A 19516-nucleotide genomic window follows, 5' to 3' on the forward strand; every position below is an offset into this window, starting at 1 on the left:
ACAAGGCCTGCCGGCGCGCCTTTCTTACTTCCCTGGGGAGGGACCTTGACCCGGCGTGCCCGGATCGCACTCGCTCTTGCCTCGCTGGCCGCTCTGAGCGCCGGCACCCTGACGTCCGCGGGCCCGGCCGCCGCGGACACCACCCCGACGCCGATCGCCACGGACGGCGTGTGGGGCATCGACTACGCGGCCGGCTACCTGACCAGCGTCGAGTACCGGCCCAACGGCGACCAGTACGTGGTCGGGCGGCAGCTCTCGCCCGACGGCTCCACCGTGCTGGAGCAGGCCACCCGCGGATTCGCCGGCACCTACGCCGACGGCACCCATCTGGAGCGGGTGCCGTGCGACGCGGCGGGCGGGTGCGTGCCGCTGCGCTCCACCGGCACGCAGAGCGTCGGCTACTTCCAGGTCGACGAGTACGACAAGGAGCGCGCCCAGATCTGGGGAACTCCGACCAGCTACCACGGGACGGAACCCGCCGTCACCGGCGGCCGGTTCGTGGACGCCACCGGTCGCTACTTCGTCTACGACGCCGCCTCCACCGGCAAGCAGTACGTCGACGCCGTGAACCAGTACCGGGCCGAGGACGTCCGGCTGACCCGTTCCGTCACCGCCGCCTCCGTATGGGGCTCGGCGCTGTGGACGCCGGGCTCCGGCAACGGCGTGGTCACTCAGTACGACCTGGAGGGGAAGAAGACGGTCGCGACCGTCTCCACCGGCGCCCCCTGCACGGTCAAGGAGCTTCAGGTCATCGGCCGTTGGATCTACTGGAACTGCGGTCCCACGGGCACCGCCGGCGTGTACGACCGTACGGCGAAGAAGAACATCAAGGTGCCCTCGGGACCCGCTCTCGTCGGTGACGGCTACCTCGTCCAGCACGACCGGACGGCCGGCAAGCTGATGCTGACGGACTACCACTCCGGTACGGCCGCCGCCGCGCGCGCGATCGCCGACCTGCCGGCCGGCAACACCGCCGACCAGCGGCGACTGACCTGGTCGGTGGACAAGTTCGGCGGGGGCATCGCCTACGTCGACGCCGGCCACACGATCCGGACCGTGCCGAGCGGGGTACCCGCCCAGTCCCTCGGGAAGATCGAGGCGGACCTGGACAACGACTACTTCGACGCCTCGGGCCGCAACAGCGGCAACATGGCCTGGATGAGCACCTGGCAGCTGAACAAGCCGGCCGCCTGGACCTTCACCGTGAAGAACGCCCAGGGCCGCGTCGACCGCACCCTGAGAGGCAGCGGTACGGCGATCGACCTGGCCTGGGACGGGAAGACGGACTCGGGCGCCTACGCGTACAACGGCGTGAAGTCCTGGACGCTGACCGCGACCGCCGCCGACGGCGGGGGCACGTACACGACGAGCGGCAAGGTCGCGCTCAGCGGCGGCCGCCAGGGCCACCACGACATGGGCGGCTACGCCTACGGCGAGCTGGTCACCCTCAACTCCTCGGGCACCCTGAGCCTCCAGTACACCAACGGCGGGGGCAAGTTCGACTGGAAGCAGAACGCGTCCGGCTGGCCCGCCGGCACGGTGGCCGTGCCCTTCGGCGACATGGGCAAGGACCGTTGTGCCGAGATACTGGTCCGGATGCCGAACGGCGAGCTGCGCCGCTACGCGGGCAAGTGCGGCGAGGGCTCGTACGCCCCGGCGAGCAGCCACACCTCCCTCGGCACCGGCTGGAACGCGTACAACGTCCTCACCGCCCCCGGCGACCTGACCGGGGACGGCCGTACCGACCTGCTGGCCCGCAAGGCGTCGACCGGTGACGTCTACCTGTTCGCCAACGACGGCGCGAGCAAGCTCAAGCCGGGCGTGAAGATCCGCAGCTGGGCGACGTACAAGAAGATCGTCGGGGCCGGGGACCTCAACGGCGACGGCTTCGGGGACGTTCTGGTCCAGGACAAGGCCGGGGCGCTGTGGCGCTACGACGGCACCGGCACCGGCCAGGTCAAGGAGCGGGTGAAGGTCTTCTCCACCTGGGGAACCTCCTACAACGTGGTCGTCGGCGTCGGTGACATCACCGGGGACGGCAAGAACGACCTGGTCTCCCGGGACACGGGCGGCAACCTGTACCGCAACAACGGTGACGGCAAGGGCTCGTTCGGGGCGCGCACGAAGATCGCCACCGGCTGGCAGGGCTACAAGGGCCTTTTCTAGAGGGGCACTTCTCGGCCAAGTTGTGACGTGTGTCACGCCCCCGGTGTGGGAATCGCTGGGGGCATGACAGATGACGACATAGCGAGTGGGCTGTCCGACGAAGAACGGCTTGCCCAGCTCGGCTACACGCAGGTCCTTGCCCGCCGCATGTCGGCGTTCTCCAACTACGCGGTCTCCTTCACGATCATCTCGGTCCTGTCGGGGTGTCTGACCCTCTACCTCTTCGGCATGAACACGGGCGGTCCGGCCGTGATCACCTGGGGCTGGGTCGCCGTAGGCCTGATGACGCTGTTCGTCGGCCTGTCGATGGCCGAGATCTGCTCGGCGTACCCGACCTCCGCGGGCCTGTACTTCTGGGCCCACCGCCTGGCCCCGCCCCGGACCGCGGCCGCCTGGGCGTGGTTCACGGGCTGGTTCAACGTGCTGGGCCAGGTGGCGGTGACGGCGGGCATCGACTTCGGCGCCGCGTCCTTCCTCGGGGCCTATCTGAACCTCCAGTTCGACTTCGAGGTGACCCCGGGCCGCACGATCCTCCTCTTCGCCGCGATCCTGATCCTGCACGGCCTCCTCAACACCTTCGGCGTGCGGATCGTCGCGCTGCTGAACAGCGTGAGCGTGTGGTGGCACGTGATCGGCGTGGCGGTCATCGTCGGCGCCCTCACCTTCGCCCCCGACAAGCACCAGTCGGCGTCCTTCGTCTTCGGCGAGTTCGTGAACAACACGGGCTGGGGCAGCGGGGTCTATGTCGTCCTGATCGGCCTCCTGATGGCCCAGTACACCTTCACCGGCTACGACGCCTCGGCCCACATGACCGAGGAGACCCACGACGCCTCCACGGCGGGGCCGAAGGGCATCGTCCAGTCGATCTGGACGTCCTGGATAGCGGGCTTCGTGCTGCTCCTCGGCTTCACGTTCGCGATCCAGTCGTACGACGGAGCCCTGAAGTCCCCGACCGGCGCGCCCCCGGCCCAGATCCTCCTCGACGCGCTCGGCGCCACCGCCGGCAAGCTCCTGCTGCTGGTCGTGATCGGCGCCCAACTGTTCTGCGGGATGGCCTCGGTGACCGCCAACAGCCGCATGATCTACGCCTTCTCACGCGACGGCGCGCTGCCGTTCTCGCACGTCTGGCACACGGTGAGCCCCCGTACCCGGACCCCGGTGGCGGCGGTGTGGCTGGCGGCGGCGGGGGCACTGCTGCTCGGGCTGCCGTACCTGATCAACTACACGGCCTATGCGGCGGTGACGTCCGTCGCGGTGATCGGCCTCTACATCGCCTACGTCATCCCGACGTTGCTGCGGCTGCGCAAGGGTGACGCCTTCGACCGGGGGCCGTGGCACCTGGGCCGCTGGTCGCGTGCGATCGGCGTGGTCTCGGTGGTGTGGGTCGCCGTCATCACCGTGCTGTTCATGCTCCCGCAGGTTTCCCCGGTCACCTGGGAGACCTTCAACTACGCCCCGATCGCCGTCCTGGTCGTCCTCGGTTTCGCCTGGACCTGGTGGGCGGCCTCGGCCCGCCACTGGTTCCTCAACCCCGAGCACGAGCGCACCAAGGCCCGCGAGGCGGCCCGCGCGAACGCGCCCGAACCGGTCGATCCCTGATCTTCCCGCCCGTTCCGTCCGCCCGACGCGGCCGTGTCCCCGATACCCGATCGGAGACACGGCCACGTCCGGCTATGCTCGGGGAGGCAACATCGCCTGGGCCCTTAGCTCAATTGGCAGAGCAGTGGACTTTTAATCCATTGGTTGTGGGTTCGAGTCCCACAGGGCCTACTGGTGGCAGGTGGCGCCCGGGTCGGCTTCGGTCGGGTCGGGCGCCGCTTCGTTTTCGGGTACGGGCACACGCCCCGTTTCTCTACTGCACGCGCCCCTCGCCGGTGTCCGGTGTGTCCTCGTCGGGCAGGTGGACGTCGTTGACCGCGATGTTCACCTCGACGACTTCCAGGCCCGTCATCCGTTCCACGGCCGCGATCACGTTCTCCCGGAGGTCCGCGGTGACGTCGCCGATGCTCATCCCGTACTCCACGACGACCTGAAGGTCGATGGCGGTCTGCTTCTCACCGACCTCGACCTTCACGCCGCGCCCCGCGCTCGGCTGGCCCCCTGGTACCCGGTCCCGCATGGCTCCCACGGTGCGGCTGAAGCCACCGCCCAGCGCGTGGACGCCGGGGACCTCCCGTGCGGCCATCCCGGCTATTTTCTCCACCACCCCGTCCGCGATGGTCGTCTTGCCGCGGGGCTCCGACGCCACCGGTAGTTGAGTGCCCAGGCGAGCGCGGGGTTCGTCCGCGCCGGGCCTCTGCAGAGTTGAACCGTTCGGCTCCGTCATGCGAGCCACCTCCTCGGGCGGTGCGCGGAGTGCCGGCGCGGAGTGCCGTCGGCCGGCTTCACGTGGGTGAGTACCGCGCGTCGCCTCGGACATGCGCGCGCACACGGGTTTTCTCTTCAGTCACGACGGCCCACCGCAGTGGGTTCGGTGGGCGCCTCCGCTGCGACGAGGATCAGGAGCGGGACACAGCATCGATGCCGGGCCGCGGACAGCGTGTGACGTCGGCGCGCCCGGATTGGCCGGGAGAACGGGGGGTACCGGGGTCAGTGCGCGGCGACTGTCCGCTGGGGCGGTCGTACCGCCCCGACCGCCGGCTCAGGAGGCAGACCGTGATCCATGCAGCCGATATCCGCGAGTGGCGCAACTGCAGCGTCGTAGACCCTGAGGGGCACAAGATCGGCGTACTGGAAGCGGTCTACGTCGACACCGCCACCGACGAACCGGCCATGGCCACGGTCCGCACCGGTCTGCCCACCCGCCACCAGCTGACCTTCGTGCCACTCGACGAGGCGACTCTCGGACCCGACTACGTCCGGGTCTCCTATGCCAAGGCACTGGTGAAGAAGGCGCCCTCGCTCGGCCTGGACGACGTACTGCCCGCCGATCAGGAGGAAGCGATCTTCCAGCACTACGACATTCCCTATCGGACGGGCGCGGGCGGCGAGCGCCAACTGGCGCGCCGCTGACCGTCGTTGTCGCCCCGTCACCCGGGGCCCGAGGGAGGGGTTCGCGTCATGGCTCTCTTGCTGTTTCTCGTTCTGGTCGCTGTCGTACTGGGAATCATCGGAGTCGCAGCGGACGGGTTGGGCTATCTGCTGATCATCGGCATCGTGGTCTTCGTGGCCGCGCTGGCCGTCACCGCCGTGCGCTGGTCCCAGCGCTCCCGTCGTCGCCCCATCCGATAGCGCCTGCCGCCCACCGTCACCGTGCCTGTCGGACAGCGGCGACCAGCCACGTCGGCAGCGCGTCCCGGGCTCCGGCATCCGGACCGGCCCGCGTGACCGGCCCGGGTACTCGGTGAGGGCGGTGATCAAGGCGGGAAGCCCGGCGGAGGGAGTCCGGCAGGAGCCGGGTCACCCACGGGGAACCGGGGTCGTCCATGGCACTCGCCTGGCTCCCGCGCGGGTGCGTAAGAGCCTTGTTCCTCCCTACGCCACGGCCCGCAGCGGCCGGAAACCCGCTGGTCGCACGCGCAGAGCGCGGGGCACGCCGGAGTAGAGTGAAGAAGATCCGGTCCGCGGATCCGCGCCCCAGGGGAGCTACGAGGTCGTCATGCAGCCCAAGGAAACACCCTCGGACGGACAGGCGGATGTGCGTATCGTCGCCGACTCACCCGAGGTCGCCCGCCGGGTGGCGGAAGTTCTCCGGCGCTGCTTCGCCGCCACCGAACAGCGCAGCTATCCCTCGGACAGCGCGGGAGGAACGCGCCTCGAGCTCACCGTGGACACCACCCGTGCGGCAGGACCGGCCCGCTCCTGGCTCGAGACCAGCCGTTCCTCGGGCGAGGACGACGGCTGGACGTGAAGGGACCTCCTGAACCGTCCGCTCGGCCTCGGTGAGGAGTAGCGTGAGGTCATCGGGAGTACTTCGCGCACCGGCCCCGACGCCGATGCCGTTCCTGGTGAGCGACGACACCGGACAACTGCCTGCGCGCAGAGGTCCGGGGACGGGTTCGCACGATGTCCGCGACCACCGACCATCCCGCACCGCGCGCCGTGCCCTTCAGGGCACCGACCGCGCGTCTCGCCCTCAAACTCGTGAACGCTTCTCCAGAACGTGCCGAGCTGGACGGTGCCTGGTGGCCCCGCTCACGTGACCTGACCCACGAACTCCCCACGCTGGCCGACGTACTGGACCCGCTGTGGGGACGGATCACCCGTATCGCCGTCAACCCCCGCTACTGGCCGGTAATCCCGCCCAGGATTTTCGTCAACGGCCATACGGTGAAGGTCGGTTGGTTCACTCTGGAGCTGGATCCGCACAAGATCCTGCTGCTTTCCGGAACGTCGGGCCGCTGGGACCTCCTGGTGATTCCCCCCGAGACCGCCGCCCCCTCGGCCGCCCGGCTGATGGCGGCCGCGAGTGCCGGCACCGACCAGCGCTCGACCGCGACCGCTCTCATGACGGCGGAACAGACCGGGCCCACCCCCTCGTCGTACGACGCCGACACCGCACAGGCCGGCCGACTGGTCCTAGGGATGTGACCATCCGTGTCACCGCTCCGGATCACGTGGGCACCGCGTCGACGGTGCCTCTCGGCACGGACCGTGGCCCGACACGAGCCCGCCGCATGGCCCAGGGCCGTGCGGCTCCCGGAACACACGGCGAGGCAATCCGCCCACCCGCCTCACCCGGCCCGGCGAGGGCCCAGCCATCGGACAACAGCGAGGTCGGCATGACCGTTTCACGGACCACCAGGAACCACGCGCAGGCGATGAAGGGCAGGATCACCGAGGAGCTCGGCCGGGTCACCCGCAACAGGCGGCTGCAACGCCGGGGCAGGGCCGACCGCGTGTCCGGAAGCCTGAAGCAGGCCGTCGAGAGGGCCAGGGGCGCCTTCCGGCGGAACGGAGGCAACCCCCGATGACGGACGACCGGACGCGCGCCCGGCAGCCCGCGGGCCGAGCCAGGGTCTTCGCCGGGCGTCGCAGGCCAGGCCCGAGGCCGCTGGTCCCGTCGGGCGGACAGGGCAAGGTTCTCCAGAGCCTGCGGCACGCCCTCAACACCTTCGCCGACGCGCCGCGGGAGGCGCTGGAAGAGGCCGAGAGCGCCTACGACGGAGCCACCGCTCAGCTCGTCAGCGCCCTCGCGGAACGGCGCCGGCTCCTGCGCGCCGGCTGGCAGGGCCGGGATCCCGAGGCACGGTCCGACGAACTCCGGCTCGCGCTGAGGCAGTACCGGGAGATCACCCAGCGACTGCTCCATATCTAGCTGTTCCACATCCAGGCGGCCGGCGCTCCGCGTTGCCGCGGAGCGCGGAGTAGTGTGGACGGTACCGAGGGCACTTCGCACACCGGCTTCCACGCCGGGTCGTTCTCGGCGAGAAATGAAACCCGGGCCGTCGCAGAGACGGCCCGGAGACGGGTCCGCATCATGTCGGCGACCTTGTACCCAGCCCTGCCGCACCTCGAGCCCGTCTCCGCCCCGGCCCCGCGTCTCGCGCTCAAGCCCGACGGATCCGCCCGCGGCCTCCTGGACGGCGCATGGTGGCCCCGGTCCCGGGATCTGCTGCGCGAACTGCCCGCGCTGACCAGCATGGTGGGCCCCTTGTGGGGTCGCATCACCCGCGTCGCGGTCAATCCGGAGCACTGGCCCGTCATCCCCCGCAAGGTTCCCGTGGACGGACACGTCGTCAGGGTCGGCTGGTTCACCCCGGAGATCGACCCGCACAAGCTGCTGCTGCTCTCCTACGGCACCGGGCGCTGGGACCTGCTGGTCATCCCTCCGGAGACCGGGGCGGCGTCGGCGGCCCGGTTGATGGCTGCCGCGTGCGACCTTGACGGCCCGCCCCTGACCGCGAGCGCGCTCATCGCCGCGGACGAGGCCCGGTACGCCGTCACCGACACCTCGCCGGATCCCGGCGAGGCATGGGAGTACGAGGGCGGCGCCTGCGACCGCCTGGTCGTCGGAGTGTGAGGTGGCCATCATGGATGCTTCCCTGACGGCCGGTGCTTTCATCGTCCTCATCGCGGTGGCGGCATACGTGCTCCACCGGCTCAACCTCCAGCACGCCGACAGAATCGCCGTGCACCGGTACGGCGCCGCCCGGCCGGACCCCAGCGGACGCGGCACGCCGCAGCCCCCGACGGGACCGGACCGGCCTGAGGCGCCGACCGTCGGCGAACGACGGGACCACCGCGACGACCGTGCGAGGAGCGGCGGACCGGTCGCGTGAACCGGTACCCGCGCGCACCGATCACGCTGTCCCGCGAGGTCGCCCTGTCCTCCCCCCCCCGCTCCGGGCACGGACCGCCCTCCCGCCTTGTTTTCCGGGTTGTTTTCCGGGGCGGCCTTCGGCTGAGGACCCTCGTCACGCCAGATGGCGGTTAGGGGCCTTCGCCCGCTCCTCGTGCTCGCCCAGCACCACCACGTCCACCCCCGCCGCCGTCAGCGTCCCCGTCCCGTCGGCCCCCGCCACGAAGGTGTCGGGCTCCCGCCACGCGGTCACCACCCGGCGCACCCCCGCGTCCAGGATCAGGCGGGCGCAGGGGGCCGGGCGGGAGGCGCGGTGGGTGCAGGGTTCCAGGCTGGTGTAGACGGTGGCCGTGGCCAGGCGGGGGTCGGCCGGATCGATCTTCGCGAGCGCCGCCTCCTCCGCGTGGACGACCGGGTCGTCGCCCTCCCGGGAGTGGCCGCGCGCCAGCTCCGTGCCGTCGGCCGCCACCACCACCGCGCCCACGCTGAACGCCGTTTGTGAAGGCGGGCACCGTGTCGCCAACTCGCAGGCCAGCGCGAGCCAGTGGTGGTCCGCGCCGGCGGGGACCAGGCCGGTGCCGGGGGCGGTGGGCTCGTAGCGCATCAGGACGACGTCCTCGATACGGCGGGTCTCCACCAGGCGCAGCCGGCCGGACTGGTACGCGCCGGGGCCGAAGAGGCGCGGGGCCTCGGGGCTGCCGACGAAGAGGGGGGCCAGGACGAGCTGCACCTCGTCCGCCAGGCCCTGCTGGAGGAGCTGGGTGTGGATCCGTCCGCCGCCCTCCACCATCAGCCGCTCCACTCCGCGCTCCTCATGCAGATGCTCCAGCAGGCGGCGCCAGTCGAGTTCGGGGCCGAGGGAGACCACGTCGGCCGCCAGGCCCAGCGCGCGGGCCCGCTGCGCGCCCTGGTCCGTCGTGAAGACCAGCTTGTCGCCACCGGTGTGCCAGAAGTTCGCGTCCGGGTCCAGCTCGCCCGAGCCGCTGACCGTGACCTTCAGGGGGTACGGCGGTTTCCCGGCGGCGACCCGGGCCGCGCGGCGCGTCTCGGAGTTCACCAGCAGGCGGGGGTTGTCGGCCCGGATCGTGCCGGCGCCCACGAGGATCGCGTCCACCGAGGCGCGGACCTCGTCCACACGGTCGAAGTCGGCCGGGCCGGACAGGAGGAGGCGGTCGGGGCCGGTGTCGTCGAGGTAGCCGTCGAGGGAGACCGCGGCGGAGAGGAGGACGTAGGGGTGGGGCATCGGGGCGGTCCCTCTCGGAAACGGGTACGGAAGTTTCAGGGGCGGCGAGCTTCAGGGGCGGCGAGCTTCAGGAGTGGCGACTTGGTTCAAGTTTGAAGCAAACCTACACTGGGAGCATGACGACCCGCTGGCTCAGCCCCGACGAGCAGCGAGCCTGGCGCGCCTACATCGCCGCCTCGCTCCTCCTGGAGGACACCATCGACCGGCAGCTCCAGCAGGAGGCCGGCATGCCGCACCTGTACTACTCCATCCTCGCCAACCTCTCCGAGACCTCGGAGCGGCGGCTGCGGATGACCGAGCTCGCCGAGAGGCTGAAGATCACCCGGCCCCGGCTGACGTACGCCGTCGCCCGGCTGGAGAAGGACGGGCTGGTGCGGCGCGAGAGCTGCGAGTCGGACAAGCGCGGCAGCATCGCGGTCCTCACGGACGAGGGTACGGCGGTGCTGGAGCGGACGGCGCCGGGGCACGTCGAGACGGTCCGCACCGCGCTCTTCGACCGGCTCACCCCGGAGCAGGTGGGGCAGCTGGAGGAGATCTTCACCAGCGTCACCGCGGGACTCCAGGGGGAGGACGGGCCCTTCGAGGGGCTCCCGTGGCGCCGGCGGTCGACCCCGCCCTGTTCCTGAGCAACCACGTGTGACGAGCGCCATAAAGCCGTTGCTTCAAATTTAAAGCATGAGGTAGGGTCTCGATCAGTAGAACTGCTTCAAATCTGAAGCAGGCGTGTCCATGGAGCGGAGTACCCGCATGCCCGACCTGCCCGCAGCCACCCAGCGCTCCCGCGTCCGCGTCCCCCTGCGCTTCGGGGACGGCTACCGCGTAGACGCCGAGCTCGTCACCTTCCATGGCCTGGTCGACGGGCAGGAGCACCTCGCCCTCGTTCTCGGCGACCCCGCGCCCGGCACCGTCCCGCTGGTGCGGCTGCACTCCGAGTGCCTCACCGGTGACGTCTTCGGCTCCGCGCGCTGCGACTGCGGCCCGCAGCTTCGCGAGGCGGTCGAGCGCATAGCCGAGCGCGGCGGAGTTCTGCTCTACCTGCGCCAGGAGGGCCGCGGCATCGGCCTCTACAACAAGCTCGACGCGTACGCCCTCCAGGACCAGGGCCTCGACACCTATGCCGCGAACGCCGCGCTGGGCCTGCCCGAGGACGCCCGCGACTACACGGCGGCCGCGCAGATGCTCCAGGCTCTCGGGATCGCCGAGCTCGACCTGCTCTCCAACAACCCCGACAAGGCGGGCCAGTTGCGCGACCTCGGCATCGACGTCGGCAACCGGGTCCCCACCGGCGTCTTCACCACCGCCCACAACGTCCGCTACCTGCGCGCGAAGGTCCTGCAGACCCAGCACACGCTGCCGCTGGGCGAGTTGAGCGAAGTCGGCGTCGGCTGAGCGCGGCGCTTCCGGTGACGGCGAGGGTCGAGGCCGGTCACTGAGCTCCGCCGGGGCTCACTCCTCCGGGACAACCCTGGCGCGAACCACCTCGCGGATGACGTATGCTGGTCACACAACGACGCGGGGTGGAGCAGCTCGGTAGCTCGCTGGGCTCATAACCCAGAGGTCGCAGGTTCAAATCCTGTCCCCGCTACTCAAGGCTCAAGGCTCAGGGCCGGAGTCCAGTTCACTGGACTCCGGCCCTGAGTGTTTTCCCCAGCCGGAAGCCACCCGGCGGCCTTCGTGACGCGGCGTGAGTGGTTGACCGCCCTCCGCATTACAACTGACATACCGTCAATGCCTGTGTGTCGCCTGAGGTGGAGTCAACTCGCCCGTTTTTCGCCGTTCATGGGCCGTAAGTCCTCCGGGATTTCGTTAATGATCAAGAGGAACAGCTTGGAATCGGGTACCCGGGTCTATTAACGTTCGATAACGCAGCGCGGTCGTCCCAGCCGTCACAAGAGACGGCTCCGTGCTCACGCGCCGAATTCCGCAAGGGAACCGGGGAACCACCAACTTGGGGTGAATCGCTCGTACTCCGCCGTGGCAGCACGGCGGGTTTACGCGCGTAGGAGACCTTCCTGCTCCGAACCCGTCAGCTAACCCGGTAGGCGAGAAGGAAGGAAAGGAGCGCGCCCACGTGGCGTCCAACCCGCCTGCCCCCGAGGCGCCGTACGTACCCAGCGACACCCTCGTGTACGGCGGTTACCGCGCCGACGACGAGGCCCCGCTCGGCGAGTGGAACCCGACCGCGGACTCCCTCGCCCCCGTACGAGGCCGGCATCGCGTCGCCAAGCAGCGTGGCGGAGGATTCGCCCGTAGCTCCACCGTTCTGGGCGTCGGTGTCATAGCCGCCGTCAGCGCGGGCGGGATGGCCAGCGCCAACACCGGCAAGCCGCCGGTCTCCATCTCCATGCCCGACCTGGGCTCCGTGAGTTCGCTCATCTCGAACGACACCGACTCCGCCGCGGACGACACGAGCGCCTTCAGCAGCGTCGGCGCCACCACCGCCGACACCGCCAAGGGCACCTCGGACGCCGGTGAGGCGCTGCGCTCGCGCATCCTGGCCCAGGCCGAGGTGCAGCAGGGCCAGCTCGACACCAAGGCCGCCCAGGCCGTCGCGGCCGCCGCCGAGAAGGAGGCCGACGAGGCCGCCGCCAAGGCGGAGAAGGAGGCCCAGGAGAAGGCCACCGCCGCGAAGAAGAAGGCGGAGGAGGCAGCCGCGAAGAAGGCCGAGGCCGCGCGCCTGGCCGAGCTCGCCAAGCAGTACACGCTGCCGACCTCGTCGTACACCATTACGGGGACCTTCGGTCAGGCCGGTTCGCTGTGGTCCTCCGGCTACCACACGGGCCTCGACTTCGCCGCCCCCACGGGCACGCTCATCAAGGCGATCCACAGCGGCACCATCACCCAGGCCGGCTGGGCCGGCGCCTACGGCTACCGCACGATCCTCACCCTCGACGACGGCACCGAGCTGTGGTTCTGCCACCAGTCCTCGATCAGCGTCAGCGTCGGCCAGAAGGTCGGCACCGGTGACGTCATCGGCCGCGTGGGCGCCACCGGCAACGTGACCGGCGCGCACCTGCACCTGGAGGTCCACCCGGGCGGCTCGGCCGACGGGATCGACCCGATGTCGTGGCTGCGCGGCAAGGGGCTCACTCCCTGAGACGCTCCCTGAGGTTCCCGCCGGTGCGCCGGAGCGACTGATTCCGCTTGTTTACGAGGACTTTGCGGCGGTAGCGGAAGACCGGCGCCCGGCACGGGCGTTGACGTACGACATGACTTCTCTTCGCAAGCTCGGCTCCTCCGACCTCGAGGTCTTCCCGCTCACCCTCGGCGGCAACGTCTTCGGCTGGACCGCCGACGAGGCCACGTCCTTCGCCGTCCTCGACGCGTACACCGCGGCCGGCGGCAACTTCGTCGACACGGCCGACTCGTACTCGTCGTGGGCCGAAGGAAACTCCGGCGGCGAGTCCGAGACGGTCATCGGCAAGTGGCTGGCGGCCCGCGGCAACCGCGACGACGTCGTCATCGCCACGAAGGTCAGCCAGCACCCGCAGTTCCCGGGCCTGTCGGGGGCGAACATCAAGGCCGCCGCCGACGCCTCCCTGAAGCGCCTGGGCACCGACCGCATCGACCTGTACTACACCCACTTCGACAAGACCGAGGTGCCGGTCGAGGAGATCATCGGCGCGCTGGACGAGCTGGTGAAGGCGGGCAAGGTGCGGGCGATCGGCGCCTCCAACATCTCCGCCGCGCGGCTCTCGGAGTCCCTCGCCTTCTCCGACCGCGAGGGCCTGGCGCGCTATGTCGCCCTCCAGCCCCACTACAACCTGGTCTCCCGCGACACCTACGAGGGCGAGCTGGAGTCGGTGGCCGCCCGCGCGGGCCTGTCAGCCGTCCCGTACTACGCCCTCGCCTCCGGGTTCCTCACCGGCAAGTACCGCCCGGGCGCGACGGTCGCCAGTCCGCGGGCCGCGGGCGCCGGAAAGCACCTGGACACCGAACGCGGCCGGAAGGTCCTCGCCGCCCTGGACGACATCGCCGAGGCCCACACGGTCCCGGTCGCCACGGTCGCCCTCGCCTGGCTCGCCGCCCAGCCCACGGTCGCGGCCCCGATCGCCTCCGCCCGCACGGTGGAACAGCTGCCGGCGCTCCTCGGGGTGGCGGACCTGACCCTGACGGAGGAGGAGCTGGCCCGCCTGACGGAGGCGTCGGCCTGACCCTCCGCCGCACGGTCTACGTGCGGTACGGGTTGTAGGCGGGGTACGGCACCGTCGGGTGGACCGGGTGGACCGGGTGGATGGGGTGCGTCGGCTGGGCCGGGTGAGCCGGGTGAGCCGGGTGGGCCGGGTATCCGTACACGCCGTACACCGGCCAGGGCGGTGCGGCCACCGGTACCGGCGGTGCTGTCATCCGCGCCGCGTGGTCCAGCGCCGGGCGGGCCACCTCGCGGCGCCGCCACAGCTCGTGCAGCAGCTCCCGCTCCCGTACGACGAAGTCCGCGTTCGCCCGCCCGAGCCGGCCCCGACGTCGTAGGAACGCCAAGGACGTCGCGTACGCCTCGTACTGCGAGACCGCCCGAGCCGCGGCCCGCCCGCCGAACTGCCGCCGCGCGTAGTCCCTCGCCACCCGCCGCGCCCGCATCGAGCCCAGCGCGTACGGCTCGGTCGGCGTCAGCCACCCGGCGACGGCGTATGCAGGCAGCTCCTCGCGCACGGTCCTGAGCTCCCGCTGCCGTGTCCAGATGACCAGCCAGGTCAGCAGCGCGAACGCCGGCACCATGAACATCGCGTACACCGCGAAGAACCCGTACTGCCCGAAGGTCGACGAGCCGTTCCACGTCGCGTGCATGCCCATGGCGAGCAACAGCCCGGACAGCGGGACCAGAACCCGCCGAACGTGCTGGCGTTCCGCCGACAGCGCGGAGATGCCGAAGCCGATGCCGGTGAGGACCGTGAACAGGGGATGCGCGAACGGTGACATCACCACGCGCACGAAGAAGGTCGCGGCGGTGACGGAGGCGATGCCGCCGTCGCCGTTGAGCTGGTCGGTGCCGAAGGCGGTGCCGAGGTAGAGGATGTTCTCGGTGAAGGCGAAACCGGTGGCGGTGACCCCCGCTATCACCACGCCGTCGACGATCCCGGTGAAGTCCCGTCTGCGGAACAGGAAGACGAGCAGAACGGCGGCGGCCTTGGCCGACTCCTCGACGATCGGCGCTATCACGGTCGCGCCGAGGGTGTCCGCGCTGGAGGGGTCGGCGGTCGCCGTCGCTATCCACTTCGTCGCGAAGCTGTTGGCGATGATCGCTATCAGGGCGGCCGCGCAGGCGCCCCAGGCGAAGGCGAACAGCAGATTGCGCCAGGGCCCGGGTTCGACCCGGTCGAGCCAGCGGAACGCGGCTATGAGCAGCGGTACGGGCAGGACGGCGAGCCCGAGTCCGACCAGGAACCCCTGGGTGCCGGTCTGCTGGCGGACCAGGGCGAGGATGACGAGGCCGGACAGTGCGAGGAGCGTGATCAGCGCGCCGTAGCGCACCCATTTCCGCTGCCACCAGTGCGCATGCCGCAGCGCGGTGCCACCGGTGGGGTCACCGGGGTACGTCGGATACGGGGGACAGGTGGCCACAGCATCGACCTTAACGAGACAGAGGCGCCGCCCGCAGGCGGGGCGGGTGCTCAGGCGCCGGTGGGGGACTGGTCGGGTCGGTCGGGTCGGACGCCGTGCTGTACGCGGCGGAACAGCAGGTCGTTCACGACATGTCCCTTCTCCAGTCCCTGCCCCTCGAAACGGGTCAGCGGCCGGAAGTCGGGACGCGCCGCGAAACCGCCACCTGCCTGTGTGTTCTCGAAGTCCGGATGCGTGGTGAGTACGTCGAGCATCTGCTGCGCGTAAGGCTCCCAGTCGGTCGCGCAGTGCACCAGCGCGCCGGGCCGCAGACGGGTCGCGGCCAGGTCCAGGAACTCCGCCTGGATCAGCCGCCGCTTGTGGTGCCGCTTCTTGGGCCAGGGGTCGGGGAAGTAGACGCGCAGCCCGTCGAGCGAGTCCCTGGTGAGCATCTCGCGCAGCAGGATGATGGCGTCGCCGTTGGCGACCCGGACGTTGGACAGCTTCTGCTGCTCGGCGAGGTTGAGCAGGTTGCCCTGCCCCGGAGTGTGCACGTCGACGGCGAGGATGTTGGTGTCGGGGGCCGCGGCGGCCATCTGCGCGGTGGCCTCGCCCATCCCGAACCCGATCTCCAGCACGACGGGGTTGTCGTTTCCGAACAGCTCGCCGAGGTCGATCGTGCGCTGCCCGTCGATGTCGAGGCCCCACGTGGGCCACAGGCGCTGCAACGCGTCCGCCTGCCCCGCCGTCACCCGGCTCCGCCGGGGCTGAAAACTCCGGATCCGCCGCTCGAAGTGCGACCCCGCGGGATCGGCACTGGGCCCGTCGGGAAACCGCGGCTCCCCTTTGGCCCGGGTGTGCCGGACAGGGACACCGGGCACATGCCGAGCGGCCTCGCCGGGGGTGGTGGGCCGGGACCGGGGGGCTTCGGGGGCGTTGAGGAAGTCAGACACAGTGGGGTCGATTTTACGGTGACCTCGGGGAGGAGGCCGCCGAGGGATGTTTGGGGGGCTTGGGTGGGGGTGGAGGTGGGGGAGTCGGGGGCGTCGGGGCGGTACGTGCGGGTGGCGGCGGCTGGGCTGTGGAGTGCGGGGTGCGGGGTGCGGGGTGATGGGCGCTTGGGGCGTCGTGTCTGGGGCGGCTGGGTCCGTCGGGTGCGGGCGGCACGCGTGCGGGGCGAGCACGTCCGGGGGCCTGCCTCGTAGTGCCCGGGCCGCCGGCATGTGGGTCGTCTTGTTCGGGAGGCCGTGGGCGGTGGCTGCGTCTGGGGGCCTGTCCGGGGCCGGCGCGTTTTCGGGCTGCGCCATCCGGGGGTCCTGTCGCGGCCGTCGCGTTCGGGTGGCCGGATCTGGGGTGCCCTGTCCGGGCCGCCGCGTCTGGGCCGCCGCGTCCGGGTGGCCGTGTGCGGGGCTGCGTCCGTCGTGTCCGAGGGGGCTGGGCGCGGGGTGTCGCGTCCGTGACGCCGCGTGCACTGGCTGCCTCTGGTGCGTTGCGACCGGGAGAGCCGCGTCCGGGGTGTCGCGTCCGCGCTGTCACCGGTGAGCGACGGCACGGGTACGCCTCATGTCGAGCGCAGTGCCTCCAGGGCCCGTCGGGCCACCTCCCGTCCGATCGGCAGGGAAGCGGTCGCCGCGGGTGAGGGTGCGTTCAGTACGTGTACCGCACGCGGTCCTTCACGGATCAGGAAGTCGTCCACCAGCGTCCCGTCCCGGAGTACGGCCTGGGCCCGCACGCCGGCGGCCGACGGCACCAGGTCATCCGGGGTGACAGCGGGCAGCAGCCTGCGCACCGCCGTGGTGAACGCTCTTCGGGACACCGAACGCCGCAGCTCACCCGTGCCGTACCGCCAGTGCCGCCGGGCTATCTGCCAGGACCCCGGCCAGGCCAGCGTGGCCCCCAGCTCCCGGGGCCGCACGGTTCTCCAGTCGTACCCCTCCCGGGCCAGCGCCGGGACCGCGTTGGGCCCGATGTGCACCCCGCCGTCGATCCCGCGGGTGAGATGCACCCCGAGGAACGGAAACGCCGGATCCGGCACCGGATACACCAGGCCCCGCACCAGCTCGGGCCGCGCCAGCGTGTAGTACTCGCCCCGGAACGGCACGATCCGCATCCCCGGCTCGTCGCCGGTCAGCCGCGCCACCTCGTCGCAGTGCAGCCCGGCGCAGTTCACCAGCACCCGTGCCCGTACGACGTCTCCGGCGCTCGTCAGCACGGCGACCCCGAGCTCCGGGCGCCGGTCGATCCGGCGCACCTCGGCGCCGTACCGGATCTCCGCGCCCGACGCCTCGGCCAGCTGCCGCGCGACCCCGACGAAGTCGCACACCCCGGTCGTCCCGACGTGTATGGCGGCGAGCCCCTCCACCTCGGGCTCGTACTCCGCGATCTGGGCGGCGCCCAGTTCCCGCACCGGAATGCCGTTCTCCCGGCCGCGCTGCACCAGGCCGTGCAGCCGGGGCAGCTCGCTGCGCTCGGTCGCGACGATCAGCTTGCCGGTGACGGCGTGAGCGATGCCGTACTCCGCGCAGAACTTGACCATCTCGGCGGCGCCCCGCACCGCGTACCGCGCCTTGAGCGACCCCGGCTTGTAGTAGATCCCGCTGTGGATCACCCCGCTGTTCCGCCCGGTCTGATGCCGGGCGGGCCCCGCCTCCTTCTCCAGCACGACGACCCGAGTGCCGGGCGCGCCGCGCGTGATCGCGTACGCCGTGGACAACCCGACGATGCCCCCACCGATCACGAGCACGTCACAGTCGTAAGCGATCCCGGACAGCACCTGCACCACCTCCCACCCCCGATAGTGCACTGCACCACTGACAGTCACTTCAAACGCTGGGGGCGGTGCCGCCGTCCGGGGCTCAGGCCGGAGCCATCAGCAGCGGCCGGGCCCGCTCCCGTAGCTCCACCACCCGGGGCTCGTCCCCGTAGGGCTCCAGCCGGTGCAGCAGGTCCTTCACGTACTCGGTGGTACGGGCCGAGGAGATGCGCCCCGCGACCTCCACCGCCCGCACGCCCTGCTCGCACGCCGCGTCGAGGTTGCCCGACTCGAGCTCGGCGACCGCGGAGACGACGAGCCGCAGCCCGTGCGAGCGTACGAACTCCTCCGTCGGCTGTGACAGCGCCTGCTCCGTGAAGCGGCGGACCTGACGCGGTGCCTTCAGATCGCGGTAGCACTCGGCCGCGTCGGCGGCGAAGCGGTCGTACGAGTAGAAGCCGAGCCAGGACGGATCGTTGTCCCCCTCCCGGGACCGCTCCAGCCACCCCTCGGCCGCCTTGAGCGCCGCTCCGGCCGCGGCGGCGTCACCCGCACGCGCGTGTGCCCGCGCCTCGACGAGCCGGAAGAAGCTCATGGTGCGGGCGGTCGCCAGCCCCCGGTTGCGCTCCAGCGCGGCCTGCGCGAGATCGACGCCCTCGTCACCGAAGCCCCGGTAGGTCGCCTGCAACGACATCGACGCCAGCACATAGCCGCCGAGGGGGACGTCGGCGGCCGCGCGTGCCAGCCGCAGCGCCTGGATGTAGTACCGCTGCGCCGCTTCCTGCTGGCCGGTGTCGAAGGCCATCCAGCCCGCGAGCCGGGTGAGTTCGGCGGAGGCGCCGAACAGGGCGCGGCCCACCTCGTCGGAGTACGCGCCGAGCAGCAGCGGTGCCGCCTCCACTCGTAAGCACTCCGGCACCATGGACGAACGCCAGTCGCCGCCTCCGTACTTGGAGTCCCAGCGCCTGGCGTCCTCGGCGGCCTCCCGCAGCTTCTGCACATCGCTGTGGCCGACTTTGAGCGGTGCGCCGGAGCCCTCGGAGTGGTTCACTTCGCGCGCGACCGAGCTGTCGGCCGGGGTTATCAGCCACCGCGAGGCGGGCGTTGCGTATGCGCTCACTGCGAAGGAACCGGCGAGGGACTGCCAGATGCCGCCCGCGCCGGACCGGCGCCCTGCGAGGTCCAGGCGGTAGAGCTCGGTGGCCGACCTGACGGCCTGTCCGACGTCCCTGGGGAAGGCGAGGCCCACCTCCGGCGCGGGATCCGCGTCCGCCAGGCCGATCTCGTGGAGCGGCACCGGTCGGCCGAGCTTCTGGCCGATGGCGGCCGCGATGAGGTGCGGCGCCGCACCCTGCGGAACCATCCCCTTCGACACCCAGCGCGCCACCGACGTCTTGTCGTAGCGAAGAGTCAACCCGCGTTGAGCGCCAAGATCGTTGACGCGACGCGCGAGTCCTGCGTTGCTGATTCCCGCGAGGGCGAGAACGGCGCCGAGTTTTTCGTTCGGCCCGCGTTGCTCCCTGGACATGCGCCACCCCTCGACACAGACGGCTGCCGCGCTGGCATAACCACGCGG

The 19516-nt window shown here is 71.0% G+C and carries 20 protein-coding genes, 2 tRNA genes and 1 riboswitch; of the genes, 16 read left to right on the plus strand and 6 right to left on the minus strand.

The features are described 5' to 3' along the window. Positions 1–45 precede the first annotated feature (45 nt). The 3 genes from D1369_RS21570 to D1369_RS21580 all read left to right on the plus strand — a co-directional run bounded on the left by D1369_RS21570 (position 46) and on the right by D1369_RS21580 (position 3936). Positions 46–2166: a VCBS repeat-containing protein gene (locus D1369_RS21570; protein WP_037900681.1), complete on the plus strand. Its 2121-nt coding sequence runs from the start codon at positions 46–48 to the stop codon at positions 2164–2166. Positions 2167–2229: 63 nt separating this feature from the next. Beyond that, positions 2230–3765 carry an amino acid permease gene (locus D1369_RS21575; RefSeq protein ID WP_007383072.1) on the plus strand — a complete coding sequence of 512 codons (1536 nt, stop codon included), beginning with the start codon at positions 2230–2232 and terminating at the stop codon, positions 3763–3765. Positions 3766–3863: 98 nt separating this feature from the next. Further along, positions 3864–3936 (plus strand) — tRNA-Lys (locus D1369_RS21580). 82 nt (positions 3937–4018) lie between these two features. Here D1369_RS21580 and D1369_RS21585 read toward each other — a convergent pair. After that, positions 4019–4492, minus strand: coding sequence for an Asp23/Gls24 family envelope stress response protein (locus D1369_RS21585; protein ID WP_037900679.1), 474 nt, complete (start codon positions 4490–4492; stop codon positions 4019–4021). 329 nt (positions 4493–4821) lie between these two features. Between D1369_RS21585 and D1369_RS21590 the strand changes: the two genes are divergently transcribed. The 8 genes from D1369_RS21590 (at position 4822) to D1369_RS21620 (ending at position 8387) form a co-directional block, all read left to right on the plus strand. Further along, entirely contained in the window at positions 4822–5178 is a 357-nt protein-coding gene (locus D1369_RS21590; RefSeq protein WP_037900677.1) for a PRC-barrel domain-containing protein, read from the plus strand. Positions 5179–5226: 48 nt separating this feature from the next. Beyond that, positions 5227–5397 (plus strand): hypothetical protein, encoded by a 171-nt coding sequence (locus tag D1369_RS43030; protein ID WP_162951029.1) that lies wholly within the window; start codon positions 5227–5229, stop codon positions 5395–5397. A gap of 367 nt (positions 5398–5764) precedes the next feature. Further along, on the plus strand, positions 5765–6016 hold the full coding sequence (locus tag D1369_RS21595; protein WP_007383068.1) for a hypothetical protein: 252 nt from the start codon (positions 5765–5767) through the stop codon (positions 6014–6016). Between the two features lie 155 nt (positions 6017–6171). After that, entirely contained in the window at positions 6172–6696 is a 525-nt protein-coding gene (locus tag D1369_RS21600; RefSeq protein WP_050789718.1) for a DUF5994 family protein, read from the plus strand. Positions 6697–6887: 191 nt separating this feature from the next. After that, a complete protein-coding gene (locus D1369_RS21605; RefSeq protein WP_007383066.1) occupies positions 6888–7079 on the plus strand; it encodes a CsbD family protein in 192 nt (63 codons plus the stop codon). Further along, positions 7076–7423, plus strand: a complete 348-nt coding sequence (locus D1369_RS21610) for a hypothetical protein (protein WP_007383065.1) — start codon at positions 7076–7078, stop codon at positions 7421–7423. The genes D1369_RS21605 and D1369_RS21610 overlap by 4 nt, the downstream gene beginning before the upstream one ends. A gap of 54 nt (positions 7424–7477) precedes the next feature. Beyond that, positions 7478–8128, plus strand: coding sequence for a DUF5994 family protein (locus tag D1369_RS21615; protein WP_007383064.1), 651 nt, complete (start codon positions 7478–7480; stop codon positions 8126–8128). Positions 8129–8138: 10 nt separating this feature from the next. Further along, positions 8139–8387 (plus strand): hypothetical protein, encoded by a 249-nt coding sequence (locus D1369_RS21620; RefSeq protein WP_037903429.1) that lies wholly within the window; start codon positions 8139–8141, stop codon positions 8385–8387. A 135-nt stretch (positions 8388–8522) separates the two neighbouring features. On the opposite strand, the gene D1369_RS21625 is transcribed toward D1369_RS21620, so the two are convergent. Then, the gene (locus D1369_RS21625; RefSeq protein ID WP_007383062.1) at positions 8523–9650 is read right to left on the minus strand and encodes a dihydrofolate reductase family protein; all 1128 of its coding nucleotides are present in this window, start codon (positions 9648–9650) and stop codon (positions 8523–8525) included. Between the two features lie 116 nt (positions 9651–9766). Between D1369_RS21625 and D1369_RS21630 the strand changes: the two genes are divergently transcribed. From D1369_RS21630 to D1369_RS21650, 5 genes are all read left to right on the plus strand, one after another. Continuing rightward, on the plus strand, positions 9767–10276 hold the full coding sequence (locus tag D1369_RS21630) for a MarR family transcriptional regulator (RefSeq protein ID WP_037900674.1): 510 nt from the start codon (positions 9767–9769) through the stop codon (positions 10274–10276). 121 nt (positions 10277–10397) lie between these two features. Then, a complete protein-coding gene (gene ribA, locus D1369_RS21635; RefSeq protein ID WP_037900671.1) occupies positions 10398–11039 on the plus strand; it encodes a GTP cyclohydrolase II in 642 nt (213 codons plus the stop codon). Positions 11040–11161: 122 nt separating this feature from the next. Continuing rightward, positions 11162–11235: transfer RNA gene (locus D1369_RS21640), tRNA-Met, on the plus strand. A 317-nt stretch (positions 11236–11552) separates the two neighbouring features. Beyond that, positions 11553–11710: riboswitch (cyclic di-AMP (ydaO/yuaA leader) on the plus strand. Between the two features lie 11 nt (positions 11711–11721). Next, positions 11722–12747 carry a M23 family metallopeptidase gene (locus D1369_RS21645; RefSeq protein WP_007383059.1) on the plus strand — a complete coding sequence of 342 codons (1026 nt, stop codon included), beginning with the start codon at positions 11722–11724 and terminating at the stop codon, positions 12745–12747. A gap of 112 nt (positions 12748–12859) precedes the next feature. Beyond that, positions 12860–13804 carry an aldo/keto reductase gene (locus tag D1369_RS21650; RefSeq protein WP_007383058.1) on the plus strand — a complete coding sequence of 315 codons (945 nt, stop codon included), beginning with the start codon at positions 12860–12862 and terminating at the stop codon, positions 13802–13804. 16 nt (positions 13805–13820) lie between these two features. Here D1369_RS21650 and D1369_RS21655 read toward each other — a convergent pair whose 3' ends face one another. From D1369_RS21655 to D1369_RS21670, 4 genes are all read right to left on the minus strand, one after another. Continuing rightward, a complete protein-coding gene (locus D1369_RS21655) occupies positions 13821–15209 on the minus strand; it encodes a PrsW family intramembrane metalloprotease (protein ID WP_007383057.1) in 1389 nt (462 codons plus the stop codon). A gap of 50 nt (positions 15210–15259) precedes the next feature. Next, positions 15260–16141 (minus strand): tRNA (guanosine(46)-N7)-methyltransferase TrmB, encoded by an 882-nt coding sequence (gene trmB / locus D1369_RS21660; protein ID WP_007383056.1) that lies wholly within the window; start codon positions 16139–16141, stop codon positions 15260–15262. 608 nt (positions 16142–16749) lie between these two features. Further along, complete coding sequence (lhgO, locus tag D1369_RS21665; protein ID WP_037900665.1) at positions 16750–17970, minus strand: L-2-hydroxyglutarate oxidase; 1221 nt, start codon at positions 17968–17970, stop codon at positions 16750–16752. A 73-nt stretch (positions 17971–18043) separates the two neighbouring features. Continuing rightward, positions 18044–19468, minus strand: coding sequence for a hypothetical protein (locus D1369_RS21670; RefSeq protein WP_007383054.1), 1425 nt, complete (start codon positions 19466–19468; stop codon positions 18044–18046). Positions 19469–19516: the final 48 nt, after the last annotated feature.

It is taken from the genome of Streptomyces sp. CC0208 (assembly GCF_003443735.1).
GTDB lineage: Bacteria > Actinomycetota > Actinomycetes > Streptomycetales > Streptomycetaceae > Streptomyces > Streptomyces sviceus.

Bases quoted from the DNA above. Each gene is read 5' to 3' on its own strand.
- D1369_RS21575 (WP_007383072.1), top strand. From the start codon at position 2,230: ATGACAGATGACGACATAGCGAGTGGGCTGTCCGACGAAGAACGGCTT.
- D1369_RS21585 (WP_037900679.1), bottom strand. From the start codon at position 4,492: ATGACGGAGCCGAACGGTTCAACTCTGCAGAGGCCCGGCGCGGACGAA.
- D1369_RS43030 (WP_162951029.1), top strand. From the start codon at position 5,227: ATGGCTCTCTTGCTGTTTCTCGTTCTGGTCGCTGTCGTACTGGGAATC.
- D1369_RS21595 (WP_007383068.1), top strand. From the start codon at position 5,765: ATGCAGCCCAAGGAAACACCCTCGGACGGACAGGCGGATGTGCGTATC.
- D1369_RS21600 (WP_050789718.1), top strand. From the start codon at position 6,172: ATGTCCGCGACCACCGACCATCCCGCACCGCGCGCCGTGCCCTTCAGG.
- D1369_RS21605 (WP_007383066.1), top strand. From the start codon at position 6,888: ATGACCGTTTCACGGACCACCAGGAACCACGCGCAGGCGATGAAGGGC.
- D1369_RS21610 (WP_007383065.1), top strand. From the start codon at position 7,076: ATGACGGACGACCGGACGCGCGCCCGGCAGCCCGCGGGCCGAGCCAGG.
- D1369_RS21620 (WP_037903429.1), top strand. From the start codon at position 8,139: ATGGATGCTTCCCTGACGGCCGGTGCTTTCATCGTCCTCATCGCGGTG.
- D1369_RS21625 (WP_007383062.1), bottom strand. From the start codon at position 9,650: ATGCCCCACCCCTACGTCCTCCTCTCCGCCGCGGTCTCCCTCGACGGC.
- D1369_RS21630 (WP_037900674.1), top strand. From the start codon at position 9,767: ATGACGACCCGCTGGCTCAGCCCCGACGAGCAGCGAGCCTGGCGCGCC.
- ribA (WP_037900671.1), top strand. From the start codon at position 10,398: ATGCCCGACCTGCCCGCAGCCACCCAGCGCTCCCGCGTCCGCGTCCCC.
- D1369_RS21650 (WP_007383058.1), top strand. From the start codon at position 12,860: ATGACTTCTCTTCGCAAGCTCGGCTCCTCCGACCTCGAGGTCTTCCCG.
- D1369_RS21670 (WP_007383054.1), bottom strand. From the start codon at position 19,468: ATGTCCAGGGAGCAACGCGGGCCGAACGAAAAACTCGGCGCCGTTCTC.